This window comes from Neisseria sp. HMSC073G10 (genome assembly GCF_001812605.1).
Taxonomy (GTDB): Bacteria; Pseudomonadota; Gammaproteobacteria; order Burkholderiales; family Neisseriaceae; genus Neisseria; species Neisseria subflava_A.
The window spans coordinates 1-19,618 of the sequence record NZ_KV809523.1; the positions used below are offsets into that span (position 1 = coordinate 1).

Consider the following 19,618-nt stretch of genomic DNA (forward strand, 5'->3'; position numbering starts at 1 on the left):
TTTAGGGGATTTTGGGGGATTTTGCAAAGGTCTCTGACCGTCAGCGGCTCGGTGCAAATGTAGGATTTTCTTTTAAATCATTTAAAAGGCCGTCTGAAAGTATATTTTTCAGACGGCCTTTTGTATTGCTCAATGATTAGAATGGAATATCGTCGTCGATATCATCAACCGGAGCAGTCGGTTGTGCCGGAGCAGGACGACGGGCTGGGGCGGCTGGGGGTTCTTGAGCCGGAGCAGATTGGTATTGCTGTTGTGGCGCTTGTTGGTAGCTGCTTTGGCTTGAATGGCCGCCTTGGTTGTAGCCGTCATCGTATGGTGCGCCGCCGCTGTTGTCGTTGCGGCCGCCGAGCATTTTCATTTCGTTGGCGATGATGTCGTAAGCGGTGCGCTCGATGCCGTCTTTGCCTTGGTATTTGCGGCTTTGGATACGGCCTTCCAGATACACTTGGCTGCCTTTACGCAGGTATTGACCGGCGATTTCGGCGAGTTTGCGGTACATGGTGATGTTGTGCCATTCGGTACGTTCTACGCGTTGGCCGTTACGGTCGTTCCACGTTTCGCTGGTGGCAACGCTGAAGTTACAGACGGCCTCGCCGTTGGGCATATAGCGGACTTCCGGGTCGCGGCCTAGGCGGCCGATGAGGATAACTTTATTCAATGACATTTTACACTCCTGTGATAATTTTTTCGGCGGCCTCTTGGTCGAATCCTTTTTGCAAGGCCTTGATATAAACGGTTTGCTTGTCTGCGCTAAAGCTGATGCTTTCAACGCCTTCAATTTCAGTCAATTTTTGGTAGAGCAAATCCGGATTTTGTTGCCATTCGGCGTTAAGCGGATAGCTGAGGTTTTTGACAGGTTTCGGTGCCGGCGAAATGACTGCCAATACCAGCCACAGCAACATCAATACGCTACAAAAGGCAAATACGCCTACAAAACCGTATTTTTGGAACAATAAACCACCGGTTGCACCGCCGACAAACAAGCCGACCGACTGCATGGTGTTATACACGCCCATCGCGGTGCCTTTCAAATCGGACGGGGCGATTTTCGACACCATAGACGGCAGGCTGGCTTCCAATACATTGAAACCAATAAAATAAACAATCAGATAAGCGGTAATCAACCATACCGAGTGCATGCCAAACAGCAAACCGATTTGCGCCGCGGCAATGCAGACGATACCAAGGATAAACACTTGTTTGAGTTTGTTGCGCGTTTCGCCGACGATAATCAGAGGCACCATAATAATCAGGCCGGTAATGGTTGAAGGCAGATAGACTTGCCAGTGATGGATTTTTTCCAAACCCAGCTGCGTCATGGCAAACGGCAATGCGGTAAATAAAGCCATTTGCGCCGCATGCAAGGCAAAAATACCGAAGTCAAGATTGAGCAGTTGGCGGTTTTTCAATACTTCGCCCATACGCGAAGGCTGCGCCTGCGTGTCTTCGTGCATTTTTGACACTTCCGGATCAGGCGTCATCCAAGCAACCACGACGATACTGATTACCGTCAGAATACCGGTCAGCGCAAATAGGCCGGATACGCCGATAAAGCTGGCAATCATCGGCGCCAGCACTAGGCTGACGGAGAATGTCAAGCCGATACTCAGGCCGATCATCGCCATCGCACGCGTCCGCACTTCGTTACGGGTCAAGTCCGCCAGCAAAGCCGTTACCGCCGCACTGACGGCACCCGCGCCTTGAATGGCACGCGCGGCAACCAACATCTGCAGGCTGTCGGCAACTGCGGCCAAAAAACTACCCGCCGCAAACACAATCAGGCCGGCATAAATCACTTTTTTACGGCCGAACTTGTCGGAAGCCATGCCCAAAGGCAGCTGCAGCAAAGCCTGTGTCAGCCCGTAAATACCCATCGCCATACCGACCAGCGCTTTATTGTTTTCTGCGCCGGGCAACGAAGCGGCATACATCGCCAAAACAGGCAACACCAAAAACATCCCCAACATACGCAGTGCGTAAACACCGGAAAGTGTGGTACTGGCACGCCACTCGTGCGGAAACATTTGAATGCGGTTATCTCTTGCCATAAATAATGTTTCAGACGGCCTTAAGTTTGCGAAAGGCCGTCTGAAAGTGTGAATTAACAGATTTTCTGATTATACAGGATTCAAAGGAATTGCATGGGGTCAAATCGCAAGCCGTTTATCGCAAACCTGCTTCATCGGTATAAAACGGTTTCAACAAAAAACAACATCACGCAACATCTGCCCTATCCCATTTATCCCGAATCAACCCCACTGCCATCTATTTCGCCACGCGCCTAATACAGCATTCGGATATTTATTACTGCCCAAGCTGCCGTTAAACCTTGCCAAAGCGCGGACAATATTGCCTTTTTCGATATTGTTGTAATGGCGCAGAATGGTGCAGCCATAGCGCAGATTGGTGCGGATGTCGAAAAGATTGTGCGACGGATTGCCAATATAGTTTTTCCAAAACGGCATCACCTGCATCAAACCGCGCGCGCCCACGCCGCTGATGGCATATTGGCGAAACGCGCTTTCCACTTCAATCAAACCCAAAATCACTTGTGTATTGAGTCCTGCACGACTGCTTTCGTATTGAATATTAACCAACAGGCGGCGGCGCTCGCCCTCATCGGGAATGAAACGTGCCAATCGGGAAGACATCGCCGCCAACCAACGCTCCCCTTCCCTCAAATCGGCAAACACCAGCCGCGCAGGGCTGGCGCTATTGATCGAACTGCGCATCACGGACGCCACATCATCGGCCAGCGTTTCTTCACGTTGCGCTCCTGCCCATGCGGTCGCAGGCGTCAAAAGCATGGCTCCGCCCACTTGCAACAGGCGGCGGCGCGATAAAAATAAGGAATCTTGGTTTTCCGATTTCATGTATTTCTCTTTTTAGGCCGTCTGAAAAGTTCAGACGGCCTTTGATATATTTGCTTAAAATCAGCATTATAAAATACATCTATGAGCAGAATCAAAGAGCTGTATTCCTTTTATTTTATTGTCAAGTGATACCGCCTCAAGTAACATTTAGGTTTTTCTAATCAAGCGGTATTTTTTATGACCACCACTCCCGCCAACGTTTTAGCCTCCGTCGACTTGGGTTCCAACAGTTTCCGCCTGCAAATTTGTGAAAACAACAACGGCCAGCTGAAAGTCATCGACTCGTTCAAACAAATGGTTCGCTTTGCCGCCGGCTTGGACGAACAAAAAAACCTGAGCGAAGCCTCTCAAGAACAAGCCTTGGAATGTTTGGCGAAATTTGGCGAACGCCTGCGCGGATTTCAACCCGAAAACGTGCGCGTGGTGGCCACCAACACTTTCCGTGTTGCCAAAAACATCGCCCAATTCCTGCCCCGTGCCGAAGCGGCGCTGGGTTTCCCCATCGAAGTCATTGCCGGCCGTGAAGAAGCGCGTCTGATTTACACCGGCGTAGTGCATACCCTGCCGCCCAAAGGCGACAAAATGCTGGTTATCGACATTGGCGGCGGCTCGACCGAATTTGTCATCGGCTCGGATTTGCAACCGCTGACCACAGAAAGCCTGCCTTTGGGCTGCGTAACGTACAGCATGCGCTTCTTCCAAAACAAAGTGACCGCCAAAGAATTCCAAGCCGCCGTTTCCGCCGCGCGTATCGAAATCCAGCGCATCAGCAAACTGATGAAGCGTACCGGCTGGGATTTCGCCATCGGCACGTCCGGTTCGGCAAAATCCATACGCGACGTTTTGGCGGCCGAATTGCCTCAAGAAGCCGATATTACCGCCCAAGGCATGCGTTATCTTGCCGATAGGATTATCGAAGCCGGTTCGGTTAAAAAAGCCAAATTTGAAAACCTCAAACCCGAACGCGTCGAAGTTTTTGCGGGGGGATTGGCCGTGATGATGGCGGCTTTTGAAGAACTCTCGCTGACCAAAATGACCGTTACCGAAGCCGCACTCCGCGACGGCGTGTTCTACGACTTAATCGGCCGCAGCCTCAATGTCGATATGCGCGAACAGACAACGGCAGAGTTCCAAAAACGCTACCACGTCAGCCTCAACCAAGCCAAACGCGTTGCCGATACCGCGCAAGCCTTCATGAACAGCCTGTGCCACGCCAAAAACGTAACCGTTCAAGAGCTTGCCCTGTGGAACCAATACCTCAGCCGTGCAGGCCGTCTGCATGAAATCGGCTTGGATATTGCCCATACCGGCTATCACAAACACTCCGCCTACATTCTCGAAAACGCCGATATGCCGGGCTTCTCACGCAAAGAGCAAACCATTTTGGCGCAACTGGTTATCGGCCATCGCGGCGACCTCAAGAAAATGGCGGACATTATCGGCAACAACGAAATCATGTGGTGTGCCGTATTGTCCCTGCGCCTGGCCGCCCTCTTCTGCCGCTCGCGCCTTCCGCTTGATTTGCCGCCGCAAACCCAGCTTCGCGTCGATGAAAACAACCACAGCTTCATCTTGCGCATCAACGCCCAATGGCTGGAGCAACACCCCCTCATTGCCGATGCGCTGGACTACGAAAGCGCGCAATGGCAGAAAATTGATATGCCTTTCTCGGTTCAAGCACAATAAACCGCGCTCCGTTATAATAGGCAGCTATTCAAAATCCAAACCGCAGGCCGTCTGAAAACGACAGCCTGCCATACATCAAGGAAAAACATGAGAAAACCCCAACGCGGCTACGCCCGCCAAGACCGTGTCAAAGAACAAATCATGCGCGAGCTTGCCGAACTCGTCCGCACCGGCCTGAAAGACCCGCGCGCAGGCTTCATCACCATCAACGAAGTCGAAGTTACCCGCGATTACAGCCACGCAACCGTGTTTTACACCGTCCTTGACGACAGCACACGCGACATTACCGAAGAAGCTTTGGAACACGCCAAAGGCCATTTGCGCAGCGAATTGGCCAAACGCATCAAACTCTTCAAAACGCCCGAGCTGCACTTCAAATACGACGAATCACTCGAACGCGGCATGAGCATTTCCAGCCTGATCGACCAAGTAGCGGCGGAAAAACCGGTTGAAGACTGATTGATTAAAACATACAGGCCGTCTGAATGCTTTCAGACGGCCTGAACATTAACACTCCCCTACTTAATATGACAGCCAAACCCACCAAACGCCCGGTCAACGGCGTTCTTCTCCTCGACAAATCCGAAGGCCTTTCCAGCAACACCGCCCTGCAAAAAGCGCGACGGTTGTTCCATGCCGAAAAAGCCGGGCATACCGGCGTACTCGATCCTTTGGCCACAGGGCTTCTGCCTGTTTGTTTCGGCGAAGCGACCAAGTTCGCCCAATATCTGATTGATGCCGACAAAGCCTATACCGCCACGCTGAAACTGGGCGAAGCCAGCAGCACAGGTGATGCGGAAGGCGAAATCGTTGCCACCGCACGCGCCGATATTTCATTGTCCGAATTTCAGACGGCCTGCCAAGCTTTAACGGGCGATATCCGCCAAGTGCCGCCGATGTTTTCAGCCCTCAAGCACGAAGGCAAACCGCTGTACGAATACGCGCGCAAAGGTATCGTTATCGAACGCAAAGCGCGCGATATCACCATTTACTCCATTGATATCACAGAGTTTGATGCACCCAAAGCCGTGATAGACGTACGCTGCAGCAAGGGTACTTACATCCGAACCCTCAGTGAAGACATTGCCAAACACATCGGCACATTTGCCCACCTGACCGCCCTGCGCCGTACTGAAACCGCTGGCTTTACCATTGCCCAAAGCCACACGCTCGAAGCCTTGGCAGAATTGGACGAAGCCGAACGCGATGCCCTATTGCTGCCTTGCGATGTCTTGGTGCAACATTTTCCCAAACTTGAGTTGAACGACTACGCCGTTACCATGCTCAAATACGGCCAACGCCCCCAGTTTACCGAAAACATTTCCGCCGAGCAGCCCATCCGCGTATACAGCCGAGACGGCACATTTATCGGGCTGGTGGAATATCAAAAAGAAATAGGCCGTCTGAAAGCCTTACGCCTGATGAATACCGCCGACAAATAACTTCCTGCAAAGAGAGCCAATCATGAAAGTCTATACCGCCCCCCAGATGCGCGAACGCGAGCAAGCAGCCGTCGACAAAGGCACGAGCTTCGACCAACTGATGGAAAATGCCGGTAGCTCTGCCGCCCGAGACCTCATGCAGCGTTATCCCCAAGCCGGACGCGCCCTGATCGTTTGCGGCAAAGGCAACAACGGCGGCGACGGCTTAGTCATGGCAAGATATATGCAGGCGCAAGGTTGGCACATCGACATTCTGTTTTCACTCGGAGAAAATCTCTCCCCCTTGGCTCAAACCAATCGCGAGCGCCTCAACGGTTTGCCCCATATTGAATTGATAACCGTCCAAGAACTGGAAGGCCGTCTGAAAAAAGGTTACGACATCATTATCGAAGGCATATTCGGAACAGGCTTCAGCGGCGCCCTTCCATCAGAAATTGCCGCCCTCTGCCGCCAACTCAATCATGCAGACGGCCTGAAAATCGCCCTCGATATTCCCACCGGCCTCAACTGCGACACCGCCGAAGCCGATCCCGATACATTCCACGCAGGCCTGACCTACACCTTTGCCGCCTACAAACCGGCACACTTAAGCGAATCCGGCAAAATCTATTGTCAAGAAACCGTCTGTTTACCTATTGGCATTGATTGAATGCCTATAAAAAATAACAGGGTGCAATTTTGCACCCTGTTATTTTTGCTTACTTCCAAATCTGCGCCAATTTAATCCCCAGCGCCGTCAAACCAAACGAACCGAAAACATGCAGACAGGTTGCCATCAAAGCCATACCCCAGCGTTGGGCCTGCATCAAACCCACCATTTCCACAGAAAAACCTGAAAATGTGGTCAAGCTGCCGAGAAAGCCGGTAATCCAAAGCAAACGCCATTGAGGATCGGTTAAGAGTTCCGCCAATACACCAATCAGCAGCGCACCCAGCCAGTTTGCCGCCAAAGTATCGATAGAAAAAGGCGCAGAAGACACCAGCACCAAGCCAAACAGCCAACGCAATACAGCCCCGACAGCGGCACCGCAAACAATGGGAAAAATATACGCAAACATAACAAGTTAAAAATTCAATTCAAAAACAGGCCATCCGGTCATTTAGGCCGTCTGAAAACCCAGCAAGGATGCCTTCATATCTTATTGCCAAATCTTAGGCGCGGATTTCAAATACCTGTCGTCATCGAAAGTACAAATCCATTGCGGCTTGAGCGCGATAAAAATAGCTGTTGAAATACCGCTCAAAAATGCCTCTGCCCAAGCAATTAAGAAGAAAACAGGAAAAGCGGTTTTCCATAATACCGCCGTATCGAATACATCCGCCCAGTCCAACAAACCGACCAAAATTACGCCGGTAAACACCATACCGACCGCCGCGGCCCAGAAACCATTCAGAAAAATAAAGATAAAGATATTGGCAGGCAAACGTGACACCCAATGGCGGAAACCCAAGTTCACCAACAAAGGCGGAAGCAATACGGACAAGGCGTTGATGGGGAACATATGCCAATCGCCCCAAAGCCACAAATATGGAAGAAAAAACAATACGCCAAGGCAGAATGCAGCAGAAGTGCCCAGCATTAAAGCCGTCAGGTTCAAGGCAAGCAAATGATAGCTCATGCCGGCCAGTTGTCCGCTTTCCGGGGAGGCATTCAAACTCCAAGCCAGCGGCAACATCACGGCAGCCACCAAAAATGCGGAACGATGCTGCGATACCGACACCCATGCCTGCTTTGCACACAAAACAAAAATCACCAGCAACACAGGCCATGCCGCCATCACGACACCAACGGGAAACCATCCGTTTTGAAAAATCATCATCTCATCCGCAAAATGTTCAGACGGCCTATTATACGCGTCTCAAGCCATAGCTTTGACAATCCTGTCTGCCTTTGCCGTTAAAGCTTGTTTCGGCTGGTTTTGTTTACCCGAAAAAAGCGTTAGAATAACGGACTTTGCCGTTTAATTAAGGGGATGGACGCATGCTTTGGACAATATTGGCTTTAATTCTGCTGGCTGTCATAGCCGGCTTGTTCTGGTGGCGCCAGAAACAAGAGCAAAAGTGGCGCCAAGAATTGGCCCGACTCAGTGGCGACGAACAAGAAATAAACGAAGAAGACAGCCCGGTCGGTTTTTCCAACCAACTGGACAGCCTGAAACGTTTATTCAGCATGAACAAACGCACTGCCGACAACCATAAAATCGCCCGCATCCGCCTGCTTTCCGAGCTCGAACACAATAAAATGCAACGCGCCGAAACAAACGAAGAGCACGCAGCAGAGCCAGTTGCCGAAGAGCTGGAACACATCACAGCTACCGAAGAAGAAATCAAAACTGCGCCTAAACCCCGCAAATCTGCCAAACCGGAACGTATTCCTAAAATCACGCCGTTTGCACAGATGGAAGCTCCTGAATACAGCCCGTCTTTGGTGCAAAACAGCGATTTTGAAGAAATCACATTAGAAGAAGCCACCCGTTCCCTGCATGAAGCTGCGGTTGAGGAGTGGAACGAGCATTTGGCCGAAAAAAATGCGCCGATTTACAAAGACGAAGTTGAAACCCCATTGTTGCGCGCTTCATCCCTGCCGATGACCGGCATGGAAATCATCGACTATAACGACCCTATCTTGCGCCGCACACGCGAACGTGCCTTGGCGCGTGCCAATAATGTCCGCGTGGCAGAAGCCAATGCGCCGCATATCGAAACCGTTCAGACGGCCTTAAGAACTGCCGAAAAAGAAGCCATCCTCCCCTATACTTCCATGCAGGCATTCCCATCTGAAATCCAAGCGGAAGATATTCACGACAACCTTGCCCGCCGTACCGCCGCACGCCACAAACTGGCCGCGGCCGTCGCCCCATTGCGCGACTACTCTCCGCGCACCATCGAAAATGACGAAATTCTGGCCAACTTGGGACAAATCAGCCGTCCTGCCAGCCTGCGCCGTCAAGTTCGCCATACCGAAGCGGCCGCCGAAAGATGGGCGCGTAAACAAGCTGCTACGGAAGCTGTTGCACCACAACCTACCGTACCGGCAACGCCGTCCCGTCCAAAACCGACTGCGCCTGTGAAAAAATCTCCTTATATCTCCCGACCTGCCGCGCCAAACGCAACCTTAGTCGAGCCGCCTGCCGTACCGGTTGTCCCTATGGCTAAAACCGACATTCCGGAGCCGCCTGTTTTCCAAACCTCGATTGCACCGATTGATATCCCCGAGCCGCCTACTTTTGAACATAAAATCCAAGTGCCGATTTTTGATGCACAAGTCAATGCGCATGTCAGCAATCAGCCTAAACGCAGTATCCACGATTATTTAATCAGTGAATCTGCCGTCGAAGAAGCTGAATTCGATAATGAGCCGGAAGCTCCTGTACAACCGAAAGCAGAAGCTATTCAAGCGGTTGAAACTATTGAACCCGTTGAATCCGTTGAAACAATCACAATGCCGTCTGAATATACACAGACAGTCGTTGAAACGCCTATGCAAACCGTAGAACCAAGCGTTCAAGAGAGTATGCCAAGTGTAGTTATTCCAGCTTCGGCAACACTGACTGAGGCACACCTACCGACTACCGCCCTGCTTCTGCCGCCGCAGTTTGACCCAAGCGCCTCGCAAACTGAAGAACAGTTGCTGGAAAACAGCATTACCATCGAAGAAAAACTGGCCGAGTTCAAAGTTAAAGTCAAAGTGATGGACTCCTATTCCGGCCCGGTCATTACGCGCTACGAGATTGAGCCTGATGTCGGCGTGCGCGGCAGTGCCGTTTTGAACCTTGAAAAAGACTTGGCGCGCTCGCTTGGCGTAGCTTCCATCCGCGTGGTGGAAACTATCCCCGGCAAAACCTGCATGGGCTTGGAATTGCCTAATCCAAAACGCCAAATGATCCGCTTAAGCGAAATCTTCAATTCGCCTGCATTTACCGAATCCAAATCCAAACTGACCCTTGCTCTCGGCCAAGACATCACCGGCCAGCCTGTTGTGACAGACTTGGCCAAAGCGCCGCATTTGCTGGTTGCCGGTACGACCGGTTCGGGTAAATCCGTAGGCGTGAACGCCATGATTCTGTCCATGCTCTTCAAAGCAACGCCGGAAGACGTGCGCATGATTATGATTGACCCGAAAATGCTGGAGTTGAGCATTTACGAAGGCATTCCGCACCTGCTTGCCCCTGTCGTAACCGATATGAAACTGGCTGCAAACGCTCTGAACTGGTGCGTCAACGAAATGGAAAAACGCTACCGCCTGATGAGCTTTATGGGTGTGCGCAACCTTGCCGGTTTCAACCAAAAAATTGCCGAAGCCGCAGCGCGTGGCGAAAAAATCAGCAGCCCATTCAGCCTCACGCCTGAAAACCCTGAGCCATTGGAGAAACTGCCGTTTATTGTGGTCGTGGTAGATGAGTTTGCCGATCTGATGATGACTGCAGGCAAGAAAATCGAAGAGCTGATTGCCCGTCTTGCCCAAAAAGCACGCGCAGCCGGCATCCATTTGATTCTTGCTACCCAACGCCCAAGCGTGGATGTCATTACCGGCCTGATTAAAGCCAATATTCCGACACGCATTGCCTTCCAAGTGTCCAGCAAAATCGACAGCCGCACGATTCTTGACCAAATGGGTGCAGAAAACTTGCTCGGCCAAGGCGATATGCTGTTCCTGTCGCCCGGCACCGGCTATCCGCAACGCGTACACGGAGCGTTCGCATCTGATAATGAAGTACACCGCGTAGTGGAATACTTGAAACAATTCGGCGCGCCTGACTATATCGACGATATTTTAAGCAGCGGTTCGACCGAGGACTTTACCAGCACCAGCCGCAGCAACGACAGCGACCTCGACCCCATGTATGACGAAGCTGTTTCCGTTGTCTTGAAATCGCGTAAGGCCAGCATTTCCAATATCCAACGCCAACTGCGCATCGGCTACAACCGCGCTGCCCGCCTGATTGACCAAATGGAAGCCGACGGTATTGTTTCCCCTGCGGAAAACAACGGCAACCGTACCATCTTGGCGCAAAGCAGCGACCATCTGGATTAATTTATCTTCGCTTAAATCAAGGCCGTCTGAAAACTTTTCAGACGGCCTTTTTAAATCAGATAATGGGTTCAAAGATTCCGATCAAATTAATAATCTGTAAATAATATTATCTACAAAACCAAAGGCTTTTCCATTAACGGCATTTGCCTCGCTATTAAATAAACCCAGCCTCAATAAACAAAACTCGACCTGCCAGATATATCCCTATTCATTTGTCACCATTTTCAGACGACCTTTTGTCAAGACCGGAAAAAACAGGTAAATCCGTTTTTCGATTAGAAACAATATTATTATGATTCATGCCCTCGGCAACACCCCAACCTTTACGAGGAAAAACAAATGAAAAAATATTTTGCAGAATTTTTCGGCACTTTCTGGCTGGTATTCGGCGGCTGCGGCAGCGCAGTATTGGCAGCAGCCTACCCTGAACTCGGCATTGGCTTTGCCGGTGTCGCCTTGGCGTTCGGCTTGACCGTACTGACCATGGCTTACGCCGTCGGCCATATTTCAGGCGGCCACTTTAACCCTGCTGTTTCCGTCGGCCTCTTCATCGGTGGCCGTTTCAACGGTAAAGACCTGTTGCCTTACATCGTATCCCAAGTTGTCGGTGCGATTGCCGCTGCGGGCGTTCTGTATCTGATCGCTTCCGGTAAAACCGGTTTTGATGCTGTTGCTTCCGGCTTTGCCAGCAATGGTTTCGGCGAGCACTCTCCTAACGGTTACGACATGATGGCCGCATTGCTGATCGAATTTGTCCTGACTGCATTCTTCCTGATCATCATCATGGGTTCTACTGACAAACTGGCTCCGGCCGGCTTCGCCCCTATCGCCATCGGCCTGGGTCTGACCCTGATTCACTTGATCAGCATTCCTGTGACCAATACTTCCGTCAACCCTGCACGCTCTACCGGCGTTGCCTTGTTCCAAGGCGGCTGGGCTGTTGAACAATTGTGGTTGTTCTGGTTGGCCCCTATTGCCGGCGCAGCAGTTGGCGCGGCTATTTACCGCTTTGTTTTAGCAAACAACGACGACAAATAAACTAAACGGAATGATATTTCCGGTGCGGCAGACACCTTAAACCGTCCGCACCCAAGTTGCCGAGATACAAACGCACCGCCTGACTCAGACGGTGCGTTTGTTTTTGCCATGTTACAATACTTTCTTTTCCCACATTCTCAAACCATCATGCAAACCTTACCCTTTCAAACCGATATCGCCGCCAGAATGCTGGTCAATACCGAAAACGAAACCATCCATCCCGATGCCGTATTCGTACAAACGCAAAACGGCTATTGGATTGCTTGGTACGACCAACAAGCCGCCCTGCTTGCACCTGACACACCACCCGATATTCCCTGCTTTTGGGTAGAAGGCGCAGAAAGCTTGGAAGAGCTGGTAAGCATGGTAGAAAACGGTGAATTTGACGAAGTTGAAGAATTTGACGGCGATGATGATGCTTGGCAAGAAGCACTCGGATGCGACCATCATCACGAAGGACACTGCGGATGCGGTCATTGAGATGCACAAAACGCCTGCTTCCGGCACTTGCCCTTTGTCTAACGCTTAACGGCTGTGTTGTAGGTGCAGCTGTCGATTTGGCTGCTACAACCGTCCTGACTGCCGGGAAATTGGTTGTCAAAGGAACGGGGGCAGTGATTGATGCCGCCATTCCCGATGGTAAAAAAGACAAGGATAAAGAAAAAGAAAAGAGCAAAGAAAAGCCAAAATCGGAAGAAATCGTCTATAAGAAAGAATACTCTGACGAAGTAACGCAATAATCCTTCAAACGGCCTCAGCAAGGTAACCAATCTTAACTGAGTCCGTCTGAACATTCATCCTTACATATAGCCCTGTTCGCGCAAAGAGCAGGTTTCTTTTGCCGTTACAATAAAATGGTCCAAGAGCGTAATATCGACCAAACTTAAAGCCTGTTTCAAACGCTCTGTAAACTGCACATCAGATTTAGATGGCCTTGCCGAACCACCCGGATGATTGTGTGCCAAAATCAAACTGTCGGCATATTCATCCAATGCCAATTTGACGATTTCACGGATATAAACCGTGTTTTCCGCCACTGTACCGCGCGACAATTCCCGTACCGCAATCAATTGATTTTGACGGTTGAGCAGCAAAGCAACGCTGACCTCAATTTTTTCATGCCCAATATGAAGGCGCAGATAATCCGCAACCGATTTCGGGTTTGACAGAACAATCTGCTCCTGCAAATCTTCACCCAAAATCCGCCGCCCGATTTCTTTGACCACTGCAAATTGAGTATAGCTCGCCAAGCCCATGCCCTTATAAGCAGCGAGTGTTTTGGCATCCGCACTCATCAGCTTCCCCAAACTGCCAAATTCACCCAACAAATAACGCGCCAAATCGACCGCGCTCATACCGCGCGTTCCGACACGCAGCAAAATCGCCAGCAACTCCGCATCACTCAACGCCGCCGCACCGTGCGCCAAGAGCTTCTCGCGCGGCCGCTCCCCTTCGGGCCATTCTTTGATACTCATGTTTTCCCTTTTATTTATATAGCGGATTTAGTTTCAATTTTGAGCAAAACCGCCTCTCCCGATATAAAACGTCATCCATTATGGTTTTAGCAAATAAATGCAATTTTCGTATTTTATTCTATTTTGAATAATTATTTAAGATATATGAATAATAATTAAGCCACTTTGTGCAGAAAAACAACGTTACCCATTTTCGCTATCCTGTTCCCCTGCCTGCCTTTCCTTTCCTATTTGTTTCAAATCAGCTGATACAAGCATTTTCATATTGCCCCTATGAGGCTTAGGCTAATATAATATTGAGTTTGCCGAGAGCAAAAGCTGAGGCTTAAACTGCTTTCTATCCACGCTGCCCGTGCGCTTTACAAGAGTTTCAGACGGCCTCCGTCCGACTCCCGCCAGCAATCAAACAGCTTTTTATCACCCATTCGAAAATCCGTTTTGCCGGTACTCGTCTTTCTTTTTGGAGTATTGCCATTATGACCGCAACCACTGCGTCTTCAGCCAAACCTTATTTGCAAATCCAAGGCTTGGTGAAAAAGTTTGGTGACAATTACGCTGTCGATAACATCGACTTGGACATCTATCAACATGAAATCTTCGCCCTTTTGGGCAGCTCAGGCAGTGGCAAATCCACACTGCTGCGCATGTTGGCAGGCATGGAAAGTCCCAATCAGGGCAAAATCATTCTCGACGGCCAAGACATTACCAAGCTTGCTCCGTACGAACGCCCAATCAACATGATGTTCCAAAGCTATGCCCTGTTCCCACACATGAGCGTTGAGCAAAACATCGCTTTCGGTCTGAAACAAGACAAAATGCCTAAAGGCGAAATCGATGCCCGTGTGGAAGAAATGCTGCGTCTGGTACAAATGACCAAATACGCCAAACGCAAGCCGCACCAACTCTCCGGCGGCCAGCAACAACGTATCGCTTTGGCACGCAGCCTGGCGAAACGTCCTAAAATTCTGCTGCTTGACGAACCTTTGGGCGCACTCGATAAAAAACTGCGCCAACAAACCCAACTGGAATTGGTCAACACGCTGGAACAAGTCGGCGTAACCTGTATCATGGTTACCCACGACCAAGAAGAAGCGATGACGATGGCTACCCGTATCGCCATTATGTCCGACGGCCAATTGCGCCAAGTCGGCACACCTAGCGACGTGTACGATTACCCTAACAGTCGCTTTACCGCTGAATTTATCGGCGAAACCAATATTTTTGACGGCGTCGTTATTGACGACCGCGCCGATTTCTCCATCGTCAAATGTGACGGCTTGGAAAACCACGTCCGCATCGACCACGGCCTGGGCGTTCCGAACGAGCATGAAATCTGGATCAGCATCCGCCCTGAAGACATTGATTTGCATAAAGAAAAACCAGAACACTTGGGTGCGCACAATTGGGCTCAAGGTACAGTCAAAGAAATTGCCTACTTGGGCAGCTTTGCGATTTACCACATCAAACTTGCCAACGGCCGTGTCGTCAAAAGCCAAGTTCCCGCACCTTACTGGTATGTGCGCAACATTACGCCGCCGACTTGGGACGAAACTGTCTATATCAGCTGGCCTGAAAACCAACCTACGCCTCTGTACAGTTAATTTGAGGGAAATGCAATGGACCTTAAAAAACTGAAAAAGAAACTGTTTCGCCGTCCTGGACAGCGTGCAGTGATTGCCGTGCCGTATATTTGGCTTTTGATTCTATTTCTGATTCCGTTCGCCATCGTATTGAAAATCAGCTTTGCCGAACAAGAAATCGCCATTCCGCCATTTACGCCTTTGACGACGATTGATGAAGACTTAGGCCGTCTGAACATTGCCATCAGCTATCAGAACTACGCCGACATCTTCCAAAACTTTTGGAATACGCTCAATCCGTTTGGCGACAGTGAAAACAGCAATATCTATTTGATGACCTACTGGTCTTCGATTAAGACCGCGCTGACGACAACCATCATCTGCCTGCTGATTGGTTATCCGACCGCTTATGCCATTTCACGCGCCAATCCGGCTGCGCGCAACGGCCTACTGTTGGCAATCATGCTGCCTTTCTGGACCTCTTTCCTGTTGCGTGTTTACGCATGGATGGGCTTATTGGGTCACAACGGCATCATCAACAATTTCTTAATCAAATATGGAATCATCAGCGAGCCTTTAGACCTGTTCTACAATGCTTTCTCGCTGAATTTGGTGATGGTTTACGCCTATCTGCCGTTTATGATTTTGCCGCTGTACACACAACTGGTAAAATTGGACAACCGTCTGCTCGAAGCCGCTTCCGACTTGGGCGCAGGTCCGATCAAATCGTTCTTTACCATTACCCTGCCTTTATCCAAAACAGGCATCATTGCAGGCTCTATGCTGGTCTTCGTGCCGGCCGTCGGTGAATTTGTGATTCCTGAATTGGTGGGCGGTTCTGAAAACCTGATGATCGGTAAAGTATTGTGGCAGGCATTCTTCGACCAAAACAACTGGCCGCTGGCTTCTGCCGTCGCCGTCGTCATGGTTGCCCTGCTGGTTGTACCGATTGCCCTGTTCCAGCACTATGAAAACCGCGAATTGGAAGAAGGAGGCAAATAATGCAGAAAACCAAATTATCCTGGTTCTTGAAACTGATGCTCCTGCTCTCGCTGGCATTCCTCTATATTCCGCTGGTGGTTTTGGTCATCTATTCTTTCAATGAATCCAAACTGGTTACCGTTTGGGGCGGTTTCTCAACCAAATGGTACAGCGCATTAATGGAAAACGACACCATCTTGGAAGCGGCCTGGCTGTCATTACGTATCGCCATCGTTTCGTCGCTTGCCGCCGTAGCACTCGGCACATTAGCTGGTTACGCTATGGCGCGTATCAAGCGCTTCCGCGGCAGCACCCTGTTTGCCGGTATGATTTCCGCGCCTATGGTGATGCCTGACGTGATTACCGGTTTGTCCATGCTACTGTTGATTATTCAGGTGCAAATGTTCCTGCAAGGCAGTGAATTGTTGCAATCGCTCTACTTCGATCGCGGCTTCTTCACGATCTTCCTCGGTCACACTACGCTTTGCATGGCATACATTACCGTCGTTATTCGTTCGCGCTTGGTGGAATTGGATCAATCCTTGGAAGAAGCTGCAATGGACTTGGGTGCCCGTCCGCTGAAGATTTTCTTCGTGATTACCCTGCCGCTGATTGCCCCTGCGATTGCTTCCGGCTTCCTCTTGGGCATTACCCTGTCTTTGGACGACTTGGTGATTACCTCCTTCCTGTCAGGCCCGGGCTCATCGACATTGCCGCAAGTGATTTTCTCCAAAATCAAACTCGGCCTTGACCCTCAGATGAACGTTTTGGCAACCATCCTGATCGGTATCATCGGTACGCTGGTTATTGTCGTCAACTACTGGATGATGCGTCAGGCAACCAAACGGGAACGCGAGGCTGCCGAAGCCTACCGCCAAGAAAAATTGGCAGCCGAGAAAGCCGCCTAATATGCAGACAGGCTGTCCGATAAAGCATCGGAACAGCCTGTTTTATTAACTGCATCTTATCCTTTCAGACGGCCTGAATCTAAGCCCACATTTAAGGCCGTCTGAAAACCAATTTCAATGAAGTGAAAACCAACTTAAAGCTCAAATCATGATCAATCCCAGCTTCAAAGAATACCTTCCTTCCTACTATGTCAGCACGGCCAATCCCCATCCGTCTTATCCGACGCTTGAAGGCCGTCTGAAAACTGAAACCTGCGTTATCGGCGGCGGCTTGACCGGTTTATGCACCGCCCTACCGCTTGCCGAAAACGGCCATGAAGTCATCGTACTTGAAGCCGCCCGTATCGGTTTCGGCGCATCAGGCCGAAGCGGCGGACAAGTCATCAGCGACTTTGCCTGCGGCATGGAAGAAATCGAAAAACAAGTCGGTTTGGAACAGGCCCAATGGTTCTGGCAGCAATCTCTGCAAGCCGTTGAACTGGTTGACTCGCGCATTCAAAAACACAACATCCAATGCGATTGGCAACGCGGCTACGCGACCGTCGCCGTCCGTCCTCAGCATTGGGAAGAATTGCAACAATGGCACGAACACGCCCAAAAACATTATGGCGTAAGCCATTACCAGCTTTGGGATAAAGCCACGTTGAAGCAGCAACTTGCCAGCGATATGTATCAAGGCGCGCAATTTGATCCTTTATCCGGCCACTTACACCCGCTCAATTACACCCTAGGCATTGCCAAAGCGGCAGCCGATGCAGGCGCACAACTTTTTGAGCAATCCCCGATGACACGTATCGAGCCATGCGATAACGGCTGGCTGGTTCATACGCCCAATGGCAGCGTTGAGTGCAAAAACCTCGTTTATGCCGTCAATACTTATGCCGGTTTGCACCCAAAATTCAAAGTATTGGAACAAAAAGCCATTGCAGTCAGCACCTTTATCATCGCCACCGAACCCCTGGGCGAGCGCGCCAAAGACCTGATCCGCAACAATATGGCCATCTGCGACAACCGCCACGTCCTCGACTACTACCGCCTCAGCGCCGACGGCCGCCTGCTCTTTGGCGGCAAAGACAACGAGTTTATCGACGATCCTGACCGCATGACCGAACTCGTCCGCCAAGACATGCTGAAAGTTTTCCCGCAACTTGCCGACGTCAGAATCGAGCATTCTTGGGGCGGCGAATGCGACATTACGCGCAACCTCGCCCCACATTTCGGCCGCCTCGCCCCTACCGTTTTCTACGCCCAAGGCTATTCCGGACACGGCATGGCGATTACCGGCATTGCCGGTTTGGCGATTGCCGAAGCCATCATGGGCGATGACGGCCGTCTGAAACCTTTTGAGCAACTGCGCCACAGCAACATCATTACCCAGCCTTTCCTGCGCAAACTCGGCTCTTTCCTCGGCTCAAAATACTATCAATGGAAAGACAGCCACTAAACCCAAGCAACAAACATATTTCAGACGGCGGCAGATTCAAGTAAAATTCAGGCCGTCTGAAAGCTTAGATACGACAAAATTCAATCATTCATCAGCAAGGAAACCATTATGAGCAACCATCACAAACTCATCATCCTCGGCTCCGGCCCTGCCGGCTATACTGCCGCCGTCTATGCCGCCCGCGCCAATCTCAACCCTGTGATCATTACCGGCGTTGAGCAAGGCGGACAACTGATGACCACCACCGAAGTGGACAACTGGCCTGCCGATGCCGAAGGCGTACAAGGTCCGGAACTGATGGCCCGTTTCCAAGCCCATGCAGAACGCTTCGGTACTGAAATGATTTTCGACCAAATCCACACCGTTGATTTGCAAAACCGTCCTTTCACCCTCAAAGGCGATATGGGCGAATACACCTGCGATGCGCTCATCGTTGCCACCGGCGCATCTGCCAAATATTTAGGTTTGCCAAGCGAAGAAACCTTTGCCGGAAAAGGCGTTTCCGCCTGCGCAACTTGCGATGGTTTCTTCTACAAAAAACAAGATGTTGCCGTAGTCGGCGGTGGTAATACCGCTGTAGAAGAAGCCCTCTACCTTGCGAATATCGCCAACACCGTTACCCTGATTCACCGCCGCGACAGCTTCCGCGCCGAGAAAATCATGGTGGACAAGCTGATGCAACGCGTCGAAGAAGGCAAAATCATCCTCAAGCTCAACAGCTCGGTTGATGAAATCTTGGGCGACGAAAGCGGCGTTACCGGTGCACGCCTGAAACACAATGACGGCAGCACTGAAGAAATCGCTGTAAAAGGCGTCTTCATCGCCATCGGCCACAAACCCAACACCGATATTTTCAAAGGTCAACTCGATATGGATGAAACCGGCTACCTGAAAACCAAAGGCGGTACCGGTGACAATGTCGGCGCAACCAATATCGAAGGCGTATGGGCGGCAGGCGATGTCAAAGACCATACCTACCGTCAAGCCATCACCAGCGCAGCTTCCGGCTGCCAAGCCGCGCTTGATGCCGAACGTTGGCTCGACCGCCACGGCGTATGAGCCTCTAAGCTACGTCCTATTCTTTAAAACATAATCAAAAGGCCATCTGAAATTTCAGACGGCCTGAGACCTTTGCAAAATTCCTTTCCCCCAACAG

The 19,618-nt window shown here is 50.7% G+C and carries 19 protein-coding genes; 13 read left to right on the forward strand and 6 right to left on the reverse strand.

The window, feature by feature from the left end:
* Positions 1 to 136: 136 nt before the first annotated feature.
* The 3 genes from HMPREF2865_RS05825 to HMPREF2865_RS05835 form a co-directional block, all read right to left on the reverse strand.
* Positions 137 to 664, reverse strand: a complete 528-nt coding sequence (locus tag HMPREF2865_RS05825) for a single-stranded DNA-binding protein (protein ID WP_049332709.1) — start codon at positions 662 to 664, stop codon at positions 137 to 139.
* 1 nt (position 665) lies between these two features.
* Positions 666 to 2,048, reverse strand: a complete 1,383-nt coding sequence (locus HMPREF2865_RS05830; protein ID WP_070646362.1) for an MFS transporter — start codon at positions 2,046 to 2,048, stop codon at positions 666 to 668.
* A 201-nt stretch (positions 2,049 to 2,249) separates the two neighbouring features.
* Positions 2,250 to 2,873, reverse strand: a complete 624-nt coding sequence (locus tag HMPREF2865_RS05835; RefSeq protein ID WP_070646366.1) for a lytic transglycosylase domain-containing protein — start codon at positions 2,871 to 2,873, stop codon at positions 2,250 to 2,252.
* A 177-nt stretch (positions 2,874 to 3,050) separates the two neighbouring features.
* On the opposite strand from HMPREF2865_RS05835, the gene ppx reads away from it, so the two are divergent.
* The 4 genes from ppx to HMPREF2865_RS05855 all read left to right on the forward strand — a co-directional run bounded on the left by ppx (position 3,051) and on the right by HMPREF2865_RS05855 (position 6,650).
* The gene (ppx, locus tag HMPREF2865_RS05840) at positions 3,051 to 4,559 is read left to right on the forward strand and encodes an exopolyphosphatase (protein WP_070646369.1); all 1,509 of its coding nucleotides are present in this window, start codon (positions 3,051 to 3,053) and stop codon (positions 4,557 to 4,559) included.
* Between the two features lie 87 nt (positions 4,560 to 4,646).
* A complete protein-coding gene (gene rbfA, locus HMPREF2865_RS05845) occupies positions 4,647 to 5,018 on the forward strand; it encodes a 30S ribosome-binding factor RbfA (protein ID WP_003685554.1) in 372 nt (123 codons plus the stop codon).
* Positions 5,019 to 5,086: 68 nt separating this feature from the next.
* Entirely contained in the window at positions 5,087 to 6,001 is a 915-nt protein-coding gene (gene truB / locus HMPREF2865_RS05850; protein ID WP_070646372.1) for a tRNA pseudouridine(55) synthase TruB, read from the forward strand.
* 22 nt (positions 6,002 to 6,023) lie between these two features.
* Positions 6,024 to 6,650 (forward strand): NAD(P)H-hydrate epimerase, encoded by a 627-nt coding sequence (locus tag HMPREF2865_RS05855; protein ID WP_070646375.1) that lies wholly within the window; start codon positions 6,024 to 6,026, stop codon positions 6,648 to 6,650.
* Positions 6,651 to 6,699: 49 nt separating this feature from the next.
* Here the strand turns inward: HMPREF2865_RS05855 and HMPREF2865_RS05860 are convergent, their stop codons facing one another.
* Entirely contained in the window at positions 6,700 to 7,059 is a 360-nt protein-coding gene (locus HMPREF2865_RS05860) for a CrcB family protein (protein WP_070646378.1), read from the reverse strand.
* 81 nt (positions 7,060 to 7,140) lie between these two features.
* Positions 7,141 to 7,818 (reverse strand): energy-coupling factor ABC transporter permease, encoded by a 678-nt coding sequence (locus HMPREF2865_RS05865; RefSeq protein WP_070646380.1) that lies wholly within the window; start codon positions 7,816 to 7,818, stop codon positions 7,141 to 7,143.
* A gap of 164 nt (positions 7,819 to 7,982) precedes the next feature.
* Between HMPREF2865_RS05865 and HMPREF2865_RS05870 the strand changes: the two genes are divergently transcribed.
* From HMPREF2865_RS05870 to HMPREF2865_RS05885, 4 genes are all read left to right on the forward strand, one after another.
* Positions 7,983 to 11,036 (forward strand): DNA translocase FtsK, encoded by a 3,054-nt coding sequence (locus tag HMPREF2865_RS05870; protein ID WP_070646382.1) that lies wholly within the window; start codon positions 7,983 to 7,985, stop codon positions 11,034 to 11,036.
* Between the two features lie 339 nt (positions 11,037 to 11,375).
* Complete coding sequence (aqpZ, locus tag HMPREF2865_RS05875; RefSeq protein WP_036491391.1) at positions 11,376 to 12,074, forward strand: aquaporin Z; 699 nt, start codon at positions 11,376 to 11,378, stop codon at positions 12,072 to 12,074.
* Between the two features lie 147 nt (positions 12,075 to 12,221).
* Positions 12,222 to 12,554 carry a general secretion pathway protein GspG gene (locus HMPREF2865_RS05880; protein WP_070646390.1) on the forward strand — a complete coding sequence of 111 codons (333 nt, stop codon included), beginning with the start codon at positions 12,222 to 12,224 and terminating at the stop codon, positions 12,552 to 12,554.
* Positions 12,542 to 12,814 carry an NF038104 family lipoprotein gene (locus HMPREF2865_RS05885; RefSeq protein ID WP_070646384.1) on the forward strand — a complete coding sequence of 91 codons (273 nt, stop codon included), beginning with the start codon at positions 12,542 to 12,544 and terminating at the stop codon, positions 12,812 to 12,814. Before HMPREF2865_RS05880 ends, HMPREF2865_RS05885 begins: the two co-directional genes overlap by 13 nt.
* 60 nt (positions 12,815 to 12,874) lie before the next feature.
* Here the strand turns inward: HMPREF2865_RS05885 and radC are convergent, their stop codons facing one another.
* Positions 12,875 to 13,549: a RadC family protein gene (gene radC / locus HMPREF2865_RS05890; RefSeq protein WP_070646386.1), complete on the reverse strand. Its 675-nt coding sequence runs from the start codon at positions 13,547 to 13,549 to the stop codon at positions 12,875 to 12,877.
* Between the two features lie 476 nt (positions 13,550 to 14,025).
* On the opposite strand from radC, the gene potA reads away from it, so the two are divergent.
* The 5 genes from potA to trxB all read left to right on the forward strand — a co-directional run bounded on the left by potA (position 14,026) and on the right by trxB (position 19,521).
* Positions 14,026 to 15,150: an ABC transporter ATP-binding protein gene (potA, locus tag HMPREF2865_RS05895; RefSeq protein ID WP_049335895.1), complete on the forward strand. Its 1,125-nt coding sequence runs from the start codon at positions 14,026 to 14,028 to the stop codon at positions 15,148 to 15,150.
* A 15-nt stretch (positions 15,151 to 15,165) separates the two neighbouring features.
* Complete coding sequence (locus tag HMPREF2865_RS05900) at positions 15,166 to 16,131, forward strand: ABC transporter permease subunit (protein ID WP_004520792.1); 966 nt, start codon at positions 15,166 to 15,168, stop codon at positions 16,129 to 16,131.
* Positions 16,131 to 17,018, forward strand: a complete 888-nt coding sequence (locus HMPREF2865_RS05905) for an ABC transporter permease subunit (RefSeq protein ID WP_049329770.1) — start codon at positions 16,131 to 16,133, stop codon at positions 17,016 to 17,018. Before HMPREF2865_RS05900 ends, HMPREF2865_RS05905 begins: the two co-directional genes overlap by 1 nt.
* A 148-nt stretch (positions 17,019 to 17,166) precedes the next feature.
* Positions 17,167 to 18,462, forward strand: coding sequence for an NAD(P)/FAD-dependent oxidoreductase (locus HMPREF2865_RS05910; protein WP_070646388.1), 1,296 nt, complete (start codon positions 17,167 to 17,169; stop codon positions 18,460 to 18,462).
* 108 nt (positions 18,463 to 18,570) lie between these two features.
* Complete coding sequence (trxB, locus tag HMPREF2865_RS05915) at positions 18,571 to 19,521, forward strand: thioredoxin-disulfide reductase (RefSeq protein WP_049329772.1); 951 nt, start codon at positions 18,571 to 18,573, stop codon at positions 19,519 to 19,521.
* The last annotated feature ends 97 nt before the right edge of the window (positions 19,522 to 19,618 follow it).